The 15,743-nt window shown below is 70.4% G+C and carries 17 protein-coding genes; 12 read left to right on the top strand and 5 right to left on the bottom strand.

The window, feature by feature from the left end; all coding sequences use genetic code 11:
* Positions 1-57: 57 nt before the first annotated feature.
* Positions 58-300 (bottom strand): mycoredoxin, encoded by a 243-nt coding sequence (locus ACFWU3_RS02935; protein WP_313944243.1) that lies wholly within the window; start codon positions 298-300, stop codon positions 58-60.
* Between the two features lie 171 nt (positions 301-471).
* On the opposite strand from ACFWU3_RS02935, the gene ACFWU3_RS02930 reads away from it, so the two are divergent.
* The 5 genes from ACFWU3_RS02930 (at position 472) to ACFWU3_RS02910 (ending at position 4,350) form a co-directional block, all read left to right on the top strand.
* Positions 472-2,646 (top strand): ATP-dependent DNA helicase UvrD2, encoded by a 2,175-nt coding sequence (locus ACFWU3_RS02930; protein ID WP_384430140.1) that lies wholly within the window; start codon positions 472-474, stop codon positions 2,644-2,646.
* Positions 2,647-2,811: 165 nt separating this feature from the next.
* Entirely contained in the window at positions 2,812-3,150 is a 339-nt protein-coding gene (locus tag ACFWU3_RS02925) for a hypothetical protein (RefSeq protein WP_384430137.1), read from the top strand.
* 194 nt (positions 3,151-3,344) lie between these two features.
* Complete coding sequence (locus ACFWU3_RS02920; protein ID WP_327680511.1) at positions 3,345-3,713, top strand: WhiB family transcriptional regulator; 369 nt, start codon at positions 3,345-3,347, stop codon at positions 3,711-3,713.
* The gene (locus tag ACFWU3_RS02915; RefSeq protein WP_327680509.1) at positions 3,710-4,033 is read left to right on the top strand and encodes a hypothetical protein; all 324 of its coding nucleotides are present in this window, start codon (positions 3,710-3,712) and stop codon (positions 4,031-4,033) included. Before ACFWU3_RS02920 ends, ACFWU3_RS02915 begins: the two co-directional genes overlap by 4 nt.
* Before the next feature lie 116 nt (positions 4,034-4,149).
* Entirely contained in the window at positions 4,150-4,350 is a 201-nt protein-coding gene (locus tag ACFWU3_RS02910) for a hypothetical protein (RefSeq protein ID WP_384430134.1), read from the top strand.
* Positions 4,351-4,428: 78 nt separating this feature from the next.
* Here ACFWU3_RS02910 and ACFWU3_RS02905 read toward each other — a convergent pair whose 3' ends face one another.
* Together ACFWU3_RS02905 and ACFWU3_RS02900 are read right to left on the bottom strand one after the other, a co-directional pair.
* Positions 4,429-5,793: an ABC1 kinase family protein gene (locus ACFWU3_RS02905; RefSeq protein WP_384430131.1), complete on the bottom strand. Its 1,365-nt coding sequence runs from the start codon at positions 5,791-5,793 to the stop codon at positions 4,429-4,431.
* A gap of 44 nt (positions 5,794-5,837) precedes the next feature.
* Entirely contained in the window at positions 5,838-7,058 is a 1,221-nt protein-coding gene (locus ACFWU3_RS02900; protein ID WP_384430280.1) for a ThiF family adenylyltransferase, read from the bottom strand.
* A 246-nt stretch (positions 7,059-7,304) separates the two neighbouring features.
* On the opposite strand from ACFWU3_RS02900, the gene ACFWU3_RS02895 reads away from it, so the two are divergent.
* From ACFWU3_RS02895 to ACFWU3_RS02880, 4 genes are all read left to right on the top strand, one after another.
* Positions 7,305-7,928: a SprT-like domain-containing protein gene (locus ACFWU3_RS02895; protein ID WP_384430128.1), complete on the top strand. Its 624-nt coding sequence runs from the start codon at positions 7,305-7,307 to the stop codon at positions 7,926-7,928.
* A 128-nt stretch (positions 7,929-8,056) separates the two neighbouring features.
* Complete coding sequence (locus tag ACFWU3_RS02890) at positions 8,057-9,679, top strand: TerD family protein (RefSeq protein ID WP_384430125.1); 1,623 nt, start codon at positions 8,057-8,059, stop codon at positions 9,677-9,679.
* A 14-nt stretch (positions 9,680-9,693) separates the two neighbouring features.
* Positions 9,694-10,374 (top strand): AIM24 family protein, encoded by a 681-nt coding sequence (locus ACFWU3_RS02885; protein WP_313944234.1) that lies wholly within the window; start codon positions 9,694-9,696, stop codon positions 10,372-10,374.
* 17 nt (positions 10,375-10,391) lie between these two features.
* Entirely contained in the window at positions 10,392-11,147 is a 756-nt protein-coding gene (locus ACFWU3_RS02880) for an AIM24 family protein (protein WP_384430122.1), read from the top strand.
* Between the two features lie 100 nt (positions 11,148-11,247).
* Here the strand turns inward: ACFWU3_RS02880 and ACFWU3_RS02875 are convergent, their stop codons facing one another.
* Together ACFWU3_RS02875 and ACFWU3_RS02870 are read right to left on the bottom strand one after the other, a co-directional pair.
* Positions 11,248-11,769, bottom strand: a complete 522-nt coding sequence (locus tag ACFWU3_RS02875) for an NUDIX hydrolase (protein WP_384430120.1) — start codon at positions 11,767-11,769, stop codon at positions 11,248-11,250.
* Positions 11,766-13,244: a zinc-dependent metalloprotease gene (locus ACFWU3_RS02870; protein ID WP_384430117.1), complete on the bottom strand. Its 1,479-nt coding sequence runs from the start codon at positions 13,242-13,244 to the stop codon at positions 11,766-11,768. The genes ACFWU3_RS02875 and ACFWU3_RS02870 overlap by 4 nt, the downstream gene beginning before the upstream one ends.
* Before the next feature lie 190 nt (positions 13,245-13,434).
* On the opposite strand from ACFWU3_RS02870, the gene ACFWU3_RS02865 reads away from it, so the two are divergent.
* From ACFWU3_RS02865 to ACFWU3_RS02855, 3 genes are all read left to right on the top strand, one after another.
* Positions 13,435-14,562 (top strand): SDR family oxidoreductase, encoded by a 1,128-nt coding sequence (locus tag ACFWU3_RS02865; RefSeq protein WP_384430114.1) that lies wholly within the window; start codon positions 13,435-13,437, stop codon positions 14,560-14,562.
* A gap of 79 nt (positions 14,563-14,641) precedes the next feature.
* On the top strand, positions 14,642-15,100 hold the full coding sequence (locus ACFWU3_RS02860; protein WP_384430111.1) for a molybdenum cofactor biosynthesis protein MoaE: 459 nt from the start codon (positions 14,642-14,644) through the stop codon (positions 15,098-15,100).
* Positions 15,101-15,474: 374 nt separating this feature from the next.
* Positions 15,475-15,645 (top strand): hypothetical protein, encoded by a 171-nt coding sequence (locus ACFWU3_RS02855; RefSeq protein WP_313944228.1) that lies wholly within the window; start codon positions 15,475-15,477, stop codon positions 15,643-15,645.
* Positions 15,646-15,743 lie beyond the last annotated feature (98 nt).

Here is a 15,743-nt window from a genome sequence, read left to right as displayed (position 1 = left end):
GCATGACAACGCCCCCGCCCGACATCGTCGAGCGGGGGCGCGCATGTGCGTGCGCGGTCAGGCGCCGATCTTCTGCTTGACCTGCGCCAGCGAGGGGTTGGTCAGCGTCGAGCCGTCCGGGAAGAGCACGGTCGGCACCGTCTGGTTGCCGCCGTTGGCCTTCTCGACGAAGGCCGCGGAATCCGGGTCCTGCTCGATGTTGATCTCGGTGTAAGCGATGCCCTCACGGTCCATCTGGCCCTTGAGCCGACGGCAGTATCCGCACCACGTGGTGCTGTACATCGTCACAGTGCCCGGCATGGTCTCTCGCGCTCCTCTGTCTCGCTGACTGCGTCCCACTCACTGCGGTGCGTGGTCGCACGGCACTAGAACGTACGTGAGCGGCCCGCCATTCCCGTACTGATACGACCGCACCCGCTCCCCTGTGGACAAGCGCCGCACCCGCCCCTGTGGACCTGGCAGCATGGCGGGGTGACAGCAGCAACGCACTCCTCCCTTTTCCCGCAGGTGCCCGAGTCGGCCGATGCGGTGCTCGACGGGCTCGACCCCGAGCAGCGCGAAGTGGCGACCTCCCTGCACGGCCCGGTGTGCGTGCTGGCAGGCGCCGGCACGGGCAAGACGCGCGCGATCACCCACCGCATCGCGTACGGGGTGCGCGCGGGCATTCTCCAGCCCGCCGGCGTGCTGGCCGTCACCTTCACCAACCGCGCCGCGGGTGAGATGCGGGGCCGGCTGCGCCAGCTCGGCGCCGGCGGGGTCCAGGCCCGCACCTTCCACTCCGCCGCCCTGCGCCAGCTCCAGTACTTCTGGCCCAAGGCGGTCGGCGGCGACATGCCACGGCTGCTGGACCGCAAGATCCAGCTGGTCGCCGAGGCGGCCGCGCGCTGCCGCATCCGGCTGGACCGCAACGAACTGCGCGACGTGACGAGCGAGATCGAGTGGGCGAAGGTCACCCAGACCGTCCCCGCGGACTATCCGGCCGCCGTCACGAAGTCCGTCCGCGACGCCCCCCGGGACCCGGCCGAAATCAGCCAGATCTACGCGATGTACGAGCAGCTCAAGCGCGACCGCTCGGCGATGGACTTCGAGGACGTCCTCCTGCTCACGGTCGGCATCCTCCAGGACCGCCACGACATCGCCGACCAGATCCGCCGCCAGTACCAGAACTTCGTGGTCGACGAGTACCAGGACGTCAGCCCGCTCCAGCAGCGGCTTCTCGACCTGTGGCTCGGCGAGCGGGACAGCCTGTGCGTGGTGGGAGACGCCAGCCAGACGATCTACTCCTTCACCGGGGCCACCCCGGACCACCTGCTGAACTTCCGCGCCCGCCACCCCGGCGCGACCATGGTCAAACTGGTCCGCGACTACCGCTCGACTCCCCAGGTCGTGCACCTTGCCAACGGTCTGCTGAGCCAGGCCCGCGGCCGCGCCGCCGAGCACCGGCTCGAACTGATCTCCCAGCGCGAGACCGGCCCCGACCCGGCATACGTGGAGTACGCGGACGAACCGGCCGAGGCCGAAGGCACCGCCCGCCGCATCCGCGACCTGATCGCCGCGGGCGTTCCGGCCGGCGAGATCGCGGTCCTCTACCGCGTCAACTCCCAGTCCGAGGTCTACGAGCAGGCGCTCGCCGACGCGGGCGTCCCCTACCAGCTGCGCGGAGCGGAGCGCTTCTTCGAGCGCCAGGAGGTCCGCGAGGCGGGCATCGCCCTGCGCGGCGCGGCCCGCGCCGGCGGCAACGACGCGCTGCTCGACGACGCCGGGGACCTCCCCTCCCAGGTCAGGGCGGTGCTCTCGACCAAGAACTGGACGAGCGAACCCCCCGCGGGCTCGGGCGCGGTGCGCGACCGCTGGGAGTCCCTGGCCGCCCTGGTCCGTCTCGCCGAGGACTACGTCCGGGTGAAGCCGGAGGCGACCCTCTCCGACCTGGTGACCGAACTGGACGAGCGGGCGGCCGCCCAGCACGCCCCCACCGTCCAGGGCGTGACCCTGGCCTCGCTGCACTCGGCCAAGGGCCTGGAGTGGGACGCGGTGTTCCTCGTCGGACTCACCGAGGGCATGATGCCGATCACCTACGCCAAGACCGACGAACAGGTCGAGGAGGAGCGCCGGCTGCTCTATGTCGGGGTCACCCGTGCGCGGCTGCATCTGTCCCTCTCCTGGGCGCTCTCCCGGTCGCCCGGAGGAAGGGCCTCCCGTCGCCCGACCCGTTTCCTGAACGGCATGCGTCCGGGGTCGGCGGCCCCGGGTGCCCGCAGCGCGGGGGGCGCGGGCGGCGTCGAGCGCGGCGCGGGCGGCCGGCGCAAGCGGCGCGGCCCCGTGTTGTGCCGGGTGTGCGGCAAGACGCTCACCGATGCGGGCGAGATGAAGCTGATGCGCTGCGAGGACTGCCCCTCGGACATGGACGAGGCGCTGTACGAGCGGCTGCGCGAGTGGCGCTCGGACCAGGCGAAGGAGCTGGGCCAGCCGGCGTACTGCGTGTTCACCGACAAGACGCTGATGGCGATCGCGGAGGCCGTGCCGGGCGACGAGGGGGAGCTGGCCGGTATCTCAGGTGTCGGCGGACGCAAGCTGGAGCGTTTCGGCGCCGATGTCCTCGCCATCTGTGCAGGTCAAGAGCTTGGAGGAGTCGACGAGGAGGACTGATACAAACTCGTCGAAAAAATAGTTTGCGCGGGCCCCGGCAGGCCCCATAGGTTCTTAACCACGGGAACAGCGACTTCTCTGAAGCCCTGTTGTCGTGCTGTACTTATCCGAATACGCGTGATCGGCCCCGGCCGGTCCCCAAGACGCCGAGAGGAGGCGAATCCAGTGATCAGCATCGAGACCAGCTTCATCAGCACCGCCAAAATGACCGATCGCTCGGCCGCCTCCGCCTGCTCGCTCGGCTTCTCCGCGTCGTTCAACGGCACCGGTGTGTCCGGCTCCTCGGCCGCGCTTCCGGTGATCGGTCTGGGCGGAATCGCTCTGGGCGGACTCCCTGTCCGGGACCGCAATGAGCGACCGACCAAGGCACTGGCAGCAGATGTAGCAACGGCGAAGGCCCAGGCCTATGCCTTTGCGGCGACCAGTGCCGAAACCAAGCAGCAGACGCAGCACCACACGATGTGGGCCTTCCGTGGGCTCGAACCCTGGAGTGATCCAGCCTGATTCAGATCAGGCCGGCGCCTTCAGGGCCGCGGAACCCCACCCGGGATCCGCGGCCCTTCTGTTTTCCCCGAACGGGGGAGGCGGAGCGAAGGGGCCTCGGGAACAGCAGCACCCGGTACCAGCCCCCCGGACCCAACCGGGGGACCGCCAACCGGCCAACAGGCCGGACCGACAAGACGAGGAACGACACCACCGTGCAACTCGAAGCGCACGCCCCGTCCGTACCGCCTTCCGAGACGATCCCCCCGCCCGCCCTCACGGAGGACTCCACCTTGACTCCGCTCACTGCGCTCACCGCGCTCGACGACGCCATCGAGAACCTCGGCGTACCCGTCCCCTGCCGTTCCTACGACCCGGAGGTCTTCTTCGCCGAGTCCCCCGCGGACGTCGAGTACGCCAAGTCCCTCTGCCGTACCTGCCCGCTGGTCGAGGCCTGCCTCGCCGGCGCCAAGGAGCGGCGTGAGCCGTGGGGCGTCTGGGGCGGCGAGCTCTTCATCCAGGGTGTCGTCGTGGCCCGCAAGCGGCCGCGTGGCCGCCCGCGCAAGAACCCGGTTGCGGCATGAACATCACCGGAACCATCGATCGCCCCCTGACGCACGATCCCCAGAAGCTGGCCCCCATGACCTCTTCCACGAGCGAGCCGTCCGGCTCCGCCACCCCAGACGTCACCACCATCGGCGCGACCGCCTCGCGTCAGAACAGGACCCGTGAGATGCAACTCATCCCAGAAGCCATGGCCCGTGCGCATATGCACGAGCGCCTGCGCGAAGCCGAGTCGGAACGCCAGGCCGTGCGCCTGGTCGCCGCCCGGCGGATGCAGCGCCGCGCCGAGCGCGTCTCGATGCGCGCCCGCCGTGCGCTCGCCATGGCCGTCATGCAGTAACAGCTGTCGGCACGTCACACCGTGACACCACTGACCCGCGGGGGCCGGTCCGAACGGACCGGCCCCCGCGGTGCGTTCTTCCTGCGGCGGCTCCCGCGCGGGGTTATCGTCACGTGGTGGACCAGCAGCAGACTCCGCAGCCGCAACAGCCGGGTGCCGAGAGCGTCGAATGTTCCCACTGCGGCAAGACCGCCGAGGGAACACCGCTCACCTGGACCTGCTCGGTGGAGAACGGTGTCCGTCGCTACTTCTGCGACGACTGCGCACGGACCCACCTCCGCGCGATCGAGGGCAGACTCGACTCCGACTGGTGGTGAGGCGCCCCCGCCGGGCCGCGCCGCCGCCCACCTGCGTGTCACCGCAGCGCCGCCCCCGTTGTGCCGCCTGCCGGTCGCTCAGGCCGGTGCCTCGATCGGGGTGCTGTCCTCGTCGTCCTCGGGAAGGAACCCCGGCAGCCAGGACTCCAGTTCGTCCCGGAGCCGCACGGTGGCGTTCAGCTGGCACAGCACGCCGATGGTGCTCAGCGTCACCCGGTGTATCAGCAGATAGGACGGCGGTAGATTGAGCTGCTTGCCGAGCTGATGTGCGGGGGAGCGGATGTCGGCGATCCTCGCGGCCTGGGTCCGCATCCAGCTCCGCGTGAAGGTGAACTCCTCGGCCTCCGCGGGCTCGATGATCGGCACCAGATACTCGTGCACCGCGTCCGGGTCGAGCTCGATCTCGTCCTTGACGAAGCCCTCCGAACGCAGCAGGTCGTACACCGCGTCGGCCTCGCCCTCCAGCGTCATCCGCAGACAGTCGCCGATGGTCTGGGGCAACCCGCCGGGCAGGCGGTCGACCGTGCCGAAGTCCAGCACCCCGAGCCGCCAGGTCTCGCCCTCCTCGTCGGGGAGCAGCCGGAAGTTGCCCGGGTGCGGATCCGCGTGCAGCAGTCCGGTGCGGGCCGGACCCGAGAACAGGAAACGCGCCAGCAGCTGCCCGGCCCGGTTCCGCTGTTCCTCCGTGCCGTTCGCGATCACCTCGGCCAGCGGGATGCCGTCGATCCACTCCGTCACCAGCACCTGGTCGGACTGGTGCACCACATCGGGCACGAGCACATCGGGATCGTCCGCGAACTCCGCCGCGTGCTCGCTCTGCGCCTGCGCCTCCAGTTCGTAGTCGAGTTCCTCGGAGACCCGGTCGCGCAGCTCGGTGATCAGAGGCTTGATGTCCATGCCAGGGATGAGCGGCCCGAGCAGCCGGGCGAAGCGGCTGAGTTGTGTGAGATCGGAGAGCAGCGCCTCACCCGCACCCGGGTACTGCACCTTGACCGCGACCTCGCGGCCGTCGTGCCACACCGCTCGGTGCACCTGCCCGATCGACGCCGCGGCGGCGGGTTTGTCCTCGAAGCTCAGGAAGAGGTCCCGCCAGTCCTCCCCGAGCCGCTCGGCGAGAACCGTGTGGACGGTGCGCGTCGGCATCGGCGGCGCGGCGTCCTGGAGCTTGGTGAGCGCCGCGCGGTAGGGGCCGGCGATGTCCTCGGGCAGCGCGGATTCGAAGACGGACATGGCCTGCCCGAACTTCATCGCCCCGCCCTTGAGCTCGCCGAGCACCTTGAACAGCTGCTCCGCGGTGCGCTGTTGCAGCTCCTTGGCGACGATCTCCGCGGACTTGCCGCCGATCCGCTTTCCCAGACCCCATGTGGCACGGCCGGCGAACCCCAGTGGCAATGCGGCCAACTTGGCCGTCCGGGTGACCGCCTTACGCGGAAGATCAGACATGCGCCCCTCCAATTCCCCGACAGCAGCCGAGCCGCGTACGGCGGTTACCCGGCCATTGTCTCGTGCGACGGCCCGAAGTCCGAGGTGTGCTCCCTCTCACTCTTCCCATGTGCACCGCAGACGCAGTCGATGTGCGGCGAGATCCTCTCCGATCGCCAGTCCAGCAGCGGCAGCGAGGTCTCCCAGCGCGCTCCTGTACTGGTCGGCAGCTCTCCGTCGAGGAAGGACAGCGCATGCGCCGCCGCTGTGCCCGCCACCAGTGTGGCGAGTGCGATGTCGCATGCCGGCACCGCCCCACTGCGACGGCCCGCCGAACGCCACTGTGCCAGGAGTCGTCGCCATCCGGGGTCACGGTCCGCCCGGCCCAGTTCGAGACATCCGGCACACGCCGTGCCGCCGGGCAGCACCAGCGGCCCCACCACACCGGTCGCCTCGATCACACCGGCGTACAGATGCGGGGTGCCCGTGGCGATCCAGTCGGCGGCCGCGACGGAATCGGGTGCGTACGCGGCGAGACCGTCGCGTGGGCACACGACGACCAGCGACAGCCCGGGCTCGGCGCTCGCGCCTCCTGGTGCGGGCCCGCGCCCGGTCGACGGCGCGGAACCCGGCGTTGCCGGCGAGCCCGCCGACGGCGCGGACTGGCCCCGGGCCCGCTGCCGTTGAGGCGGGATGGCCGCGGACCGCCGGACCAGCTGACGCGCCGCCGTGTCCCTTCTGTCGCCGACCGCTGCGGGGGACAGACCGCCCGGAGCGATGTCCCACGGCTCGGTGCACCCGCCGTCCAGCACCTCGACCCGTCCGACCCCGGCCGAGGAGAGCAGCGCGGCGACGGTCGCGCCGACCCGGCCCGCGCCCCGGACCTGGACGCGCATGGCCCGTCGGGCAGCCAGCCGCCGTATGCCACCGCCCGGTTCAGGATGGACCACGCAGAGCGTCGCCAGGTCGGGACGCAGGCGGTCGAGGGCGCCGGCCCGCTGTCGTAAGGCATCGGCATCCGGCCCGCCCACCGTCGCGTCGTCGAGCAGTCCCGCCGCGCTCAGTCGTCTGACCAAGGCATCCACCTGCCCGTCCGGCATGCCCATCGCCCGGGCCTGCTCCCGCAGCAGCGGAAGCCCGCGTGTGCCGTCGAGCAGCTCCAGCAGAGCGCCCGTCGCCGTGTCCACGGGCCCGACCACGACCGCGTGCGCGGGCGTCACCCCGAACTGCACGGTCTGCCGCTCCCGCCATGCCCGCCTCAGTGCCGGCTTCACCATCGGATGCATTTCCACTTCCCCCTCGATAACAGAGAACCGAGAACCGAAGGATCTTGCAGAGCGAGAACTCGAAGAATGATCAAGAACGGCTCTCCGCTGATCCGTTGTCAGAATGCCCGGACGCGCCGAAGGGTGTGAAAAGTTGTCCACAGGCTTGGGGTATTAGTCGTTCAAATGGTGCAGCCAAGGGTTGGATCAAGATCGAACCGTTCCGGAGGCGGGACTTCCCCCACCTGCAACGGGTAACGTCGTGGCGTGTCCGTCGACCCTTCCCCTCGCGTCGCTGGGGAGACACCACCGCACAGTGCGGGAAGTCAACAGCGCAGCGTGCCAGGCCGCCCGTCCCGCGGATCGGGGACCAGCGCGGTCGAGGTCCGCAGGAGCGCGCGCCGCAACAGAACGGTCTCCGCCTATCGGGAGGGCGACCGCACCATCGTCCTGATTCCCGCCCGGATGTCGGAGGCGGAGGAGCAGCGCTGGGTCGGCGTCATGCTCGACAAGCTCGCCGCCCAGGAGAGCAAGCGGATTCTCGGTGACAGCGAACTGACCGAGCGTGCCGAGCGGTTGTCCGCCCAGTACTTCGACGGACGCGCAAGACCGACATCCGTGAGATGGGTGACGAATCAGAACACCCGCTGGGGCTCCTGCACCCCGGCCGAGGGCAGCATCCGTCTCTCGCACCGGCTGCAGGGCATGCCGGAGTACGTCGTCGACTATGTGCTCGTCCACGAACTGGCACATCTTCTGGTGCCCGGGCACGGCCCGCGGTTCTGGCGGCTGCTGGAGGCGTATCCCCGGACCGAGCGAGCCCGGGGCTATCTCGAGGGCGTCGTGGCCGCCGACCGGCTGCCGCACCTGCCCGTCACCGACGGGGAATGACCCCCGACCGGCCATGATCCCGTGTACCGAATGTGTCCCGGCCTGCGTCCGGACTTGGCTCAATGTCGGTTTGAGCCGTTAGCCTGACGCGACGTATTCACCTTCGGGATGGGGGACGGTCGTTACGCATGGCCAGGGAATTCCAACGCGGCCACAAGGCCAAGATCAGTGATCTCACGCCGGGAACGGATCTGTACGTAGGTGTGCAGATCGCGGCTCCTGGGCTGACCTTCGACATCAGCTGCTTCGGCCTCGACGCCAACGAGCAGCTCTCCGACGACCGGTACTTCATCTTCTTCAACCAGCCGAAGTCGCCCGAGGAGTCCGTTCAGCTGCTGGGCGCGCAGGCCGGTGACACCGAGTCCTTCCGCGTCACGCTCGACCGTATTCCGGCGAACATCCACAAGCTGTCCTTCACCGCGACGATCGACGGTGCCGGACAGATGTCGCAGGTCGGTCCGGGATACATCCGGATCGTCGCCGGCGGCGAAGAGGTCGTCCGGTATCCGTTCAACGGCTCGGAGTTCACCACCGAGCGCGCGGTGATGCTGGGCGACTTCTATCTGAAGGACGTCTGGCGTTTCGCCGCCATCGGTCAGGGCTTCGACGGCGGACTCGACGCGCTGCTGAAGAACTTCGGCGGCGAGGTCGCCGAGGAGCAGCCGTCGGCTCAGCAGTCGCAGGCCGCACCGTCGTTCGGGCCGCCCGCCCAGGCGACGGCGCCTCCGGCCTTCGGCGCGCCCGCCGCCCCGCAGGCTCCGCAGCCCGCGCCGTCGTTCGGTGCACCGGCGGCGCAGGCGCCGGCCCCGGCGAACCCGCAGATGCATACCGCACCGACGGTCGCCGCCCCGATGCCCCCGCAGGGCACCATGCCGCCGCCCGCGCCTTCGCCGTACGGGCAGCCGCCTCAGCAGCCGCAGTTCGGACAGGTGCCGGGGCAGCAGCCGGGGCAGATGCCGGGCCAGTTCCCGGGTCAGGCCCAGCCGCCCGGCGCGCCCGCGCCGTACGGTCAGCAGGCTCCCTACGGCCAGCCCCAGGGGATGCCTCCGGGCGCGCCGCAGGGCGTTCCCCAGGGTGCCCCGCAGGGTGGTGCCGGTCTCCAGGCCGCGCTCCAGCCCTACCGCGAGACGGCCACCGGCCAGCGCTGGACCCCGCAGAACCAGCAGTTGATGCGGGTCGACCTCACCATGGGCGGCACACCCGTCCTGGCCCGTCAGGGCAGCATGGTGATGTACCAGGGCAAGGTGGACTTCGGCCACAAGGGCGCGGGCTTCGCCGGTCGCGTGGTCGGCAATGCGACGGGCCAGGAGATGCAGCTGATGCGCTGTTCCGGCCGCGGTCAGGTCTTTCTCGCGGAGGAGGGCGCGCATCTGCATCCGATCGAGCTCCAGGGGGACGGCATCTGCGTCTCCGCGGAGAACGTCCTGGCGTTCGACGAGTCCCTCCAGTACGAGGTCCGTCGCATCGAGGGCCACGGCATCCCCGGCGGCGCGCTGTTCACCATGCAGTTCCAGGGCACCGGCACCGTCGTCGTGAAGACGCACGGCATCCCGGTCGTCCTGCCGGTCACGCCGACCACCTTCGCCGACTGCAACGCCGTCGTCGCCTGGTCGTCCGCGTCCCAGGTGATCCTCTCCAGCCAGGTCCGGCTGCGCCGCAACGCGTACCCGGGACACAGCGGGGAGACGATCAACCTCCAGTTCCGGGGCGCCCCCGGCAACTTCATCGTCGTCCAGCCGTACGAGGTCTGAGGGAGCCCGAAGACATGAACCAGCAACTTGCGGGCTTCGCCCCGACTCCGATCACGGCCCGTATGGAGAACCACGGCCGGTCGATGCTCAAGGTCGCCATGGCCTCCGGCCAGGACCTGTACGCACGCACCGGCTCGATGGTCGCCTACGAGGGCTTCGTCCAGTACGAGCCCAACCCGCCCGGCGTCCGCCAGGTCGCCTCCCAGTGGGTGACCGGCGAGGGCGCGCCCATCATGAAGTGCTCCGGCGACGGGCTGCTCTACCTCGCCGACTACGGCGCCGATGTGGTTGTCATCAACCTCAACAACGACTCCCTCTCGGTCAACGGCACCAATCTGCTGGCCTTCGACGCGCACCTCCAGTGGGGCGTCGAGCGGGTCAAGGGCCTGGCCAAGTTCGCCGGCCAGGGCCTGTGGAACGTGGAGATCGCGGGCACCGGCTGGGTCGCGCTGACCTCCCGCGGCACGCCGATCGTCGTCGACTGCGGCCGTGGCGAGGACGAGACGTACGTCGACCCGGACGCCCTGGTCGCGTGGTCCCCGAACCTCAAGGTGAAGGGCAAGCGCAGTTTCAAGGCCTCCTCCCTCGTCGGACGGGGCAGCGGCGAGGCGTACCAGATGGCCTTCTCGGGCCAGGGCATCGTCGTCGTACAGCCGAGCGAGGACAGCACGGACCGCCTGCGGGTCCGGGGCTGAGGGGGAGCGAACACATCATGCAGAGCCCACTTTTCAACCACGCGGAACAGCAGTCCCAGGACCGCTACGTCGTCCAGAACCCGCAGCTGCTGCGGGTCGCGCTCACCGGGCAGGACGACGTCCTCGCCCGCAAGGGCGCGATGGTCGCCTACCAGGGGCTGATGGATTTCGACGGTGAGTACCAGAGCGGTCAGCAGCGCCGCGCCCGCGCCAACACCGGCGAGGGCCTGGATCTGATGCGCTGTTCCGGACAGGGCACCGTCTATCTCGCGAACCTCGCGCAGTACATCCATGTGGTCGACGTCGACCAGGAGGGCATGACGGTCGACAGTGCCTATGTCCTGGCGCTCGACTCGACGCTGCACACCGAGGTCATCGCGGTCGACAGCCAGTACGGGATCTCCGGTTCGGGCAAGTACCAGCTCAACATCTCCGGCCGGGGCAAGGTCGCGCTCATGACCTCGGGCCAGCCGCTGATGATGCACGTCACCCCGGACAAGTACGTCAATGTCGACGCCGACGCGATCGTCGCCTGGTCGTCGGGTCTGCGTGTGCAGATGCAGTCCCAGACGCACTCCTCGGGCGTACGGCGCAGGCGCGGCAACACCGGCGAGGGCTGGGAGCTCAACTTCCTCGGCCAGGGCTTCGCGCTGGTGCAGCCGAGCGAGGTCATGCCGCCGCAGAACGCGGAGATCGGCCAGGGCCTGCGCGCCCAGTTCGGTGCGGGCCAGCACGGCTCGCACGCCCAGAACCAGAACAACGCCTGGAACTGAGCAACGCCGCGGCGCCCGTGCACGGTGCCGCGCACAGGTAAGGGGCGGCCTCCCTCGAGGCCGCCCCTTACCCGTACCTGCTGACAGCACCCGTGTGTGCTTAGAGCGCGGCCCGTGTCCGCTCCATCAGCCGGACGACGGACTCGTCGGCCACGTCCGGCACCTCGGCGTAGGCGAACCAGCGCAGATCCAGCGACTCGTCGCTGATCTCCTCCCTGGCTCCGGCCGGAGCCAGGGCCGCGTACTGGACGTCCAGATGCCAGTTGCAGGGCGACGGAATCGCATGGCGGTCCAGGCGGACCGGGCCGACCGGAAGCAGTGTCAGCCCGTCGATCCCGGACTCCTCGGTGGCTTCCCGCAGGGCCGCGGAGGCGAGTGTCGGGTCACCGGGCTCGCAGTGGCCGCCCATCTGCAGCCACATGCCGAGCTTTCTGTGCAGCGTCAGCAGCACCCGCCCGCCCTCCGGGTCGACGACCAGCGCGCTCGCCGTCACGTGACCCGCATGGCAGGCCTTCCACATGCCGTCCGGGTGCGTGTCCAGATGGTCCAGATAGAGCCCGCGCAACTCCTCCTGGTCCTCGTAGCTCTTCAGTACGAGGACGGCGTCGTCGTGCAGACTCATCGGTCGGAGTCGTCCTTGCCGTCCGTGCCGCTGTCCGGGCCCTTGTCGTCCGGACCCTCGGTGTCCGTGCCCTTGGTGTCGGGAGCGTCCGCAGGACCGGTGTCGCTCTGACCGCCGCCCTTGGTCGCCGCCTCACCGAGCATCTTGTCCAGCTCCGAGAAGTCGAGCTGTTCGCGGTGGACGAAGCCGTCCGGGTCGTCCAGGTCCGATGCCGTCGGCAGCATGTCCGGGTGCTCCCACAAGGCGTCCCGACCGTCCACGCCCCGCGCGTCGGTGAGCGAGGCCCAGAGCCGGGAGGCGTCCCGCAGCCGTCGCGGACGGAGCTGGAGACCGATCAGCGTCGCGAAGGTCTGCTCGGCGGGACCGCCCGACGCCCGCCGCCTGCGCAGCGTCTCGCGCAGGGCGCTCGCCGAGGTCAGACGGGAGGAGGCCGCCTCGTGGACCACCGCGTCGACCCAGCCCTCGACCAGCGCGAGCGCCGTCTCCAGACGGGCCAGTGCCGCCTTCTGCTGCGGGGTGTCCTCCGGCTGGAACATGCCCTGCTGAAGAGCCTCCTGCAGCTGCTCGGGGTTGTTCGGGTCGAACTGGCCGACCACGTCCTCCAGCTTGCTGGTGTCGACCTTGATCCCGCGGGCGTACCCCTCGACGGCACCGAACAGATGCGAGCGCAGCCACGGCACATGGGCGAAGAGCCGCTGGTGGGCGGCCTCGCGGAGGGCCAGATACAGCCGCACCTCCTCCTTCGGGACTCCGAGGTCCTTGCCGAGCGCCGCGACGTTCAGCGGGAGCAGCGCGGCCTTGCCGGCGGGGCCGAGCGGCAGACCGATGTCCGTGGAGCCGACCACCTCACCGGCCAGGACACCGACGGCCTGCCCGATCTGCTGGCCGAACATCGCTCCACCCATGGAGCGCATCATCCCCAGCAGCGGGCCCGCCATGGCCTGCATCTCCTCGGGCAGCACATCGCCCATGGCCAGGCCGACACGCTCGGCGACCGGGTCGACGAGCTGCTTCCACGCCGGAAGCGTCGCTTCCACCCACTCGGCACGGCTCCAGGCGACGGCCGTGCTCGCGCCGGAGGGCAGCGAGGTGGCGCCGTCCAGCCAGAGATCGGCCAGACGCACGGCCTCCTCGACCGCGGTCCGCTCGGCGGGACCCACACTCTCGTCCTTGGTGCCGTCCGGCGTGCCCTGGGAGACCGTCTGGCGCGCGATCTGCTGCGCCATGTCCCAGTTCACCGGTCCGCCCTCGTAGCTCAGCATCTGCCCGAGTTGCTGGAAGGCCGCACCCAGATCGTTCGGATTCAGGGAGCCGAACATGGCCGCGAACGGATTGTCGCCGCCGTCGCCGCCGAATCCGAAGGGATTGGAGGCCTGCCCGCCCTGGCCACCGCCGGCGGGATCCTTCTTCTTGCCCTCGTCGCCGTTCTCCGGCTCCTCCGGCGGAAGGCCGAATCCGAATGGGGTGTCACTCACGGGTTTCCTCGGCTCGTAGGGCCGCCGGCTCCGGGCCGACGGCGAATGCCCGACAACACCACCAGCGTAGACATCCGCGCCGCATATGGGCTCGGTGCTCCGCCGACTCGTGGGCTGCGGCAGGATGGACGCCACCTGGTACGTACGTGTCATTCGCTTACGTACTGAAGACAACCGCTGGAGACGCCTGGTGAGTTCCCCAGATCCGCAGGTTCGCGGAGCGCGAAACCGCTCAACCCCGACCCCGGGCGAGGGGCCCGCAGGCCGGGGCCCCGTCGTCGCGGTGACCGGCGCCGCCACCGGCATCGGTGAACTGCTCGCCCGGCGGCTCGCCGACTCCGCCGAGGTCAAGCAGGTCGTCGCGATCGACGAGCGCAGGGGCGAGGTCGCCGAGGCGCAGTGGCACATCCTCGACGTGCGCGACCCCGCCATCGCGGAGAAGCTGCGCGGCGCCGACGTGGTCGTGCACCTGGCTCTCGATCTCGATCTGGAGTCCGACGCGGCCGCCCGCACCGCCTACAACGTGCGCGGCACCCAGACCGTGCTCACCGCGGCGGCCGCCGCCGGTGTGCACCGGGTCGTGCTCTGCACGTCCGCGATGGTCTACGGGGCACTGCCCGACAACGACATCCCGCTGTCCGAGGACGCCGAACTGCGCGCCACCGCCGAGGCCACCGGTGTCGGAGATCTCATGGAGATCGAGCGGCTCGCCCGCCGGGCTCCGCGCGCCCACCCCGGGCTCAACGTCACGGTGGTGAGACCCGCCGTCCTGGTGGGCGGTACGGACACCGCCCTCACCCGCTACTTCGAGTCGCCGCGCCTTCTCGTGGTCGCCGGATCGCGTCCCACCTGGCAGTTCTGCCATGTCGACGACCTGGTGAGCGCGCTGGAGTACGCCGCCCTGGAGAAGGTGGACGGCGAGCTCGCGGTCGGCTGCGACGGCTGGCTGGAGCAGGAGGAGGTCGAGGAGCTCAGCGGCATCCGCCGCATGGAGCTGCCCTCGGCCGTCGCGCTGGGTGCCGCCGCCCGGCTGCACCGGATCGGTCTCACCCCGTCCCCGGCGGGCGATCTGGCCTACACGATGCACCCCTGGGTCGTCAGTGTGAGCCGGCTGCACGACGCGGGCTGGCGTCCGCAGTGGACCAACGAGGAGGTCCTGGCGGCGCTGCTCGAAGAGGTGGAGGGCCGGCACACGGTCGTGGGCCGCAGGCTCGGCCGCAAGGACGCGACCGCGGCGGGCGCCGCCGGTGCGACGGTCGCCCTGCTCGGCACGGCCGCACTGGTCCGCCGGGCCCGCAAGGCGCGCCGCCGGCTGTAGGAGGCTCCAAGGCGGGGCTCGCCCGGCCGGTCGATCGGGCTATTCCACGATGTCAGTGGCATGCGGCACGATGGCCGACATGGCACGTACGCACGAGCACCCCGGCGAGAAGGCGGCTCCGGACCCGGTCCGCCTTCTCGCGATCCGCGACACCCCGCTCTCCGTCGACGAGGTCTTCGCGGCCGTCGGTGACGACGCTTCGGGCGGCACCGCGCTGTTCGTCGGCACCGTGCGCAACCACGACGGCGGCTCCGACGTGGACACCCTCGGGTACTCCTGCCATCCGTCGGCCGAGGCCGAGATGCGCCGGATCGCCGACCAGGTCGTCGCCCGCTTCCCGGTGCGGGCGCTGGCGGCGGTGCACCGGGTCGGGGACCTCGCCATCGGGGACCTCGCGGTCGTCGTCGCGGTGTCCTGCCCGCACCGCGGGGAGGCGTTCGAGGCGTGCCGCAAGCTGATCGACGACCTCAAGCACGAGGTGCCGATCTGGAAGCACCAGAAGTTCTCCGACGGCACCGAGGAGTGGGTGGGCGCGTAGGCCCTGCCGGCTGTCGGCCAGCCCGGCCCCGGGTTCGGCGCGCACCTCTTCCGTGAGCGGGTCCTGCCCGGCCGGGCTCGTTCCGCACCCCTGCCGTGAGCGGGTCCGGCCCCGGATTCGCCGTGCCCCGTCCGTGCGCCGTCCCGCCCCGGCGTGCAGCCCCCGATCACGGGTACCCGACAAGCGGCAGCGGGGCTGTCACGACGGCACGGCGCGCGGGGCTCCCCGGACCGCCCCGGCCGGCCGCCCGAAACCCGGGAACGGCCCAAGCGGCCCGATTTGCGTAACCGCCACCCTGCCGTGAGCGTTGAACTGGCAGATGGCTAATCTGCTGATCACTCAGTTGCTTTCGATCATGGGGTAGGGAGGTCGTGATGGCAGCACTCGCCTGGTTGTTGATTCCGCTGTTCGCTGCCGTCGGTGCTGCGATATGGGGAGGCTGGGCCCAGCGGAACCGGACAACCGGTGACGTGGCCGAGCTCGCCGGCTACGCGCGGTTCCGCGACGCGATGGAAAAAGCGGGCACCGGCAGAGATGCCGCCTGACGCAGTCCTGACTCACACGCCGTCCGTGCGCAGTGGCCCTCCTGCCCCGTACGGACCGGCCCCGGCGGTGCGCTGACAGGCGCGTCCCGTACTGTCGT

Source organism: Streptomyces sp. NPDC058685, assembly GCF_042714725.1.
GTDB lineage: Bacteria > Actinomycetota > Actinomycetes > Streptomycetales > Streptomycetaceae > Streptomyces.
The sequence above is the reverse complement of the archived record's forward strand: the minus strand, read 5'-3'. Positions and strand labels throughout refer to the sequence as shown.

Bases quoted from the DNA above. Each gene is read 5' to 3' on its own strand.
- ACFWU3_RS02935 (WP_313944243.1), bottom strand. From the start codon at position 300: ATGCCGGGCACTGTGACGATGTACAGCACCACGTGGTGCGGATACTGC.
- ACFWU3_RS02915 (WP_327680509.1), top strand. From the start codon at position 3,710: ATGAACATCACCGGAACCATCGATCGCCCCCTGACGCACGATCCCCAG.
- ACFWU3_RS02905 (WP_384430131.1), bottom strand. From the start codon at position 5,793: ATGTCTGATCTTCCGCGTAAGGCGGTCACCCGGACGGCCAAGTTGGCC.
- ACFWU3_RS02900 (WP_384430280.1), bottom strand. From the start codon at position 7,058: ATGCATCCGATGGTGAAGCCGGCACTGAGGCGGGCATGGCGGGAGCGG.
- ACFWU3_RS02890 (WP_384430125.1), top strand. From the start codon at position 8,057: ATGGCCAGGGAATTCCAACGCGGCCACAAGGCCAAGATCAGTGATCTC.
- ACFWU3_RS02885 (WP_313944234.1), top strand. From the start codon at position 9,694: ATGAACCAGCAACTTGCGGGCTTCGCCCCGACTCCGATCACGGCCCGT.
- ACFWU3_RS02880 (WP_384430122.1), top strand. From the start codon at position 10,392: ATGCAGAGCCCACTTTTCAACCACGCGGAACAGCAGTCCCAGGACCGC.
- ACFWU3_RS02875 (WP_384430120.1), bottom strand. From the start codon at position 11,769: ATGAGTCTGCACGACGACGCCGTCCTCGTACTGAAGAGCTACGAGGAC.
- ACFWU3_RS02860 (WP_384430111.1), top strand. From the start codon at position 14,642: ATGGCACGTACGCACGAGCACCCCGGCGAGAAGGCGGCTCCGGACCCG.
- ACFWU3_RS02855 (WP_313944228.1), top strand. From the start codon at position 15,475: ATGGCAGCACTCGCCTGGTTGTTGATTCCGCTGTTCGCTGCCGTCGGT.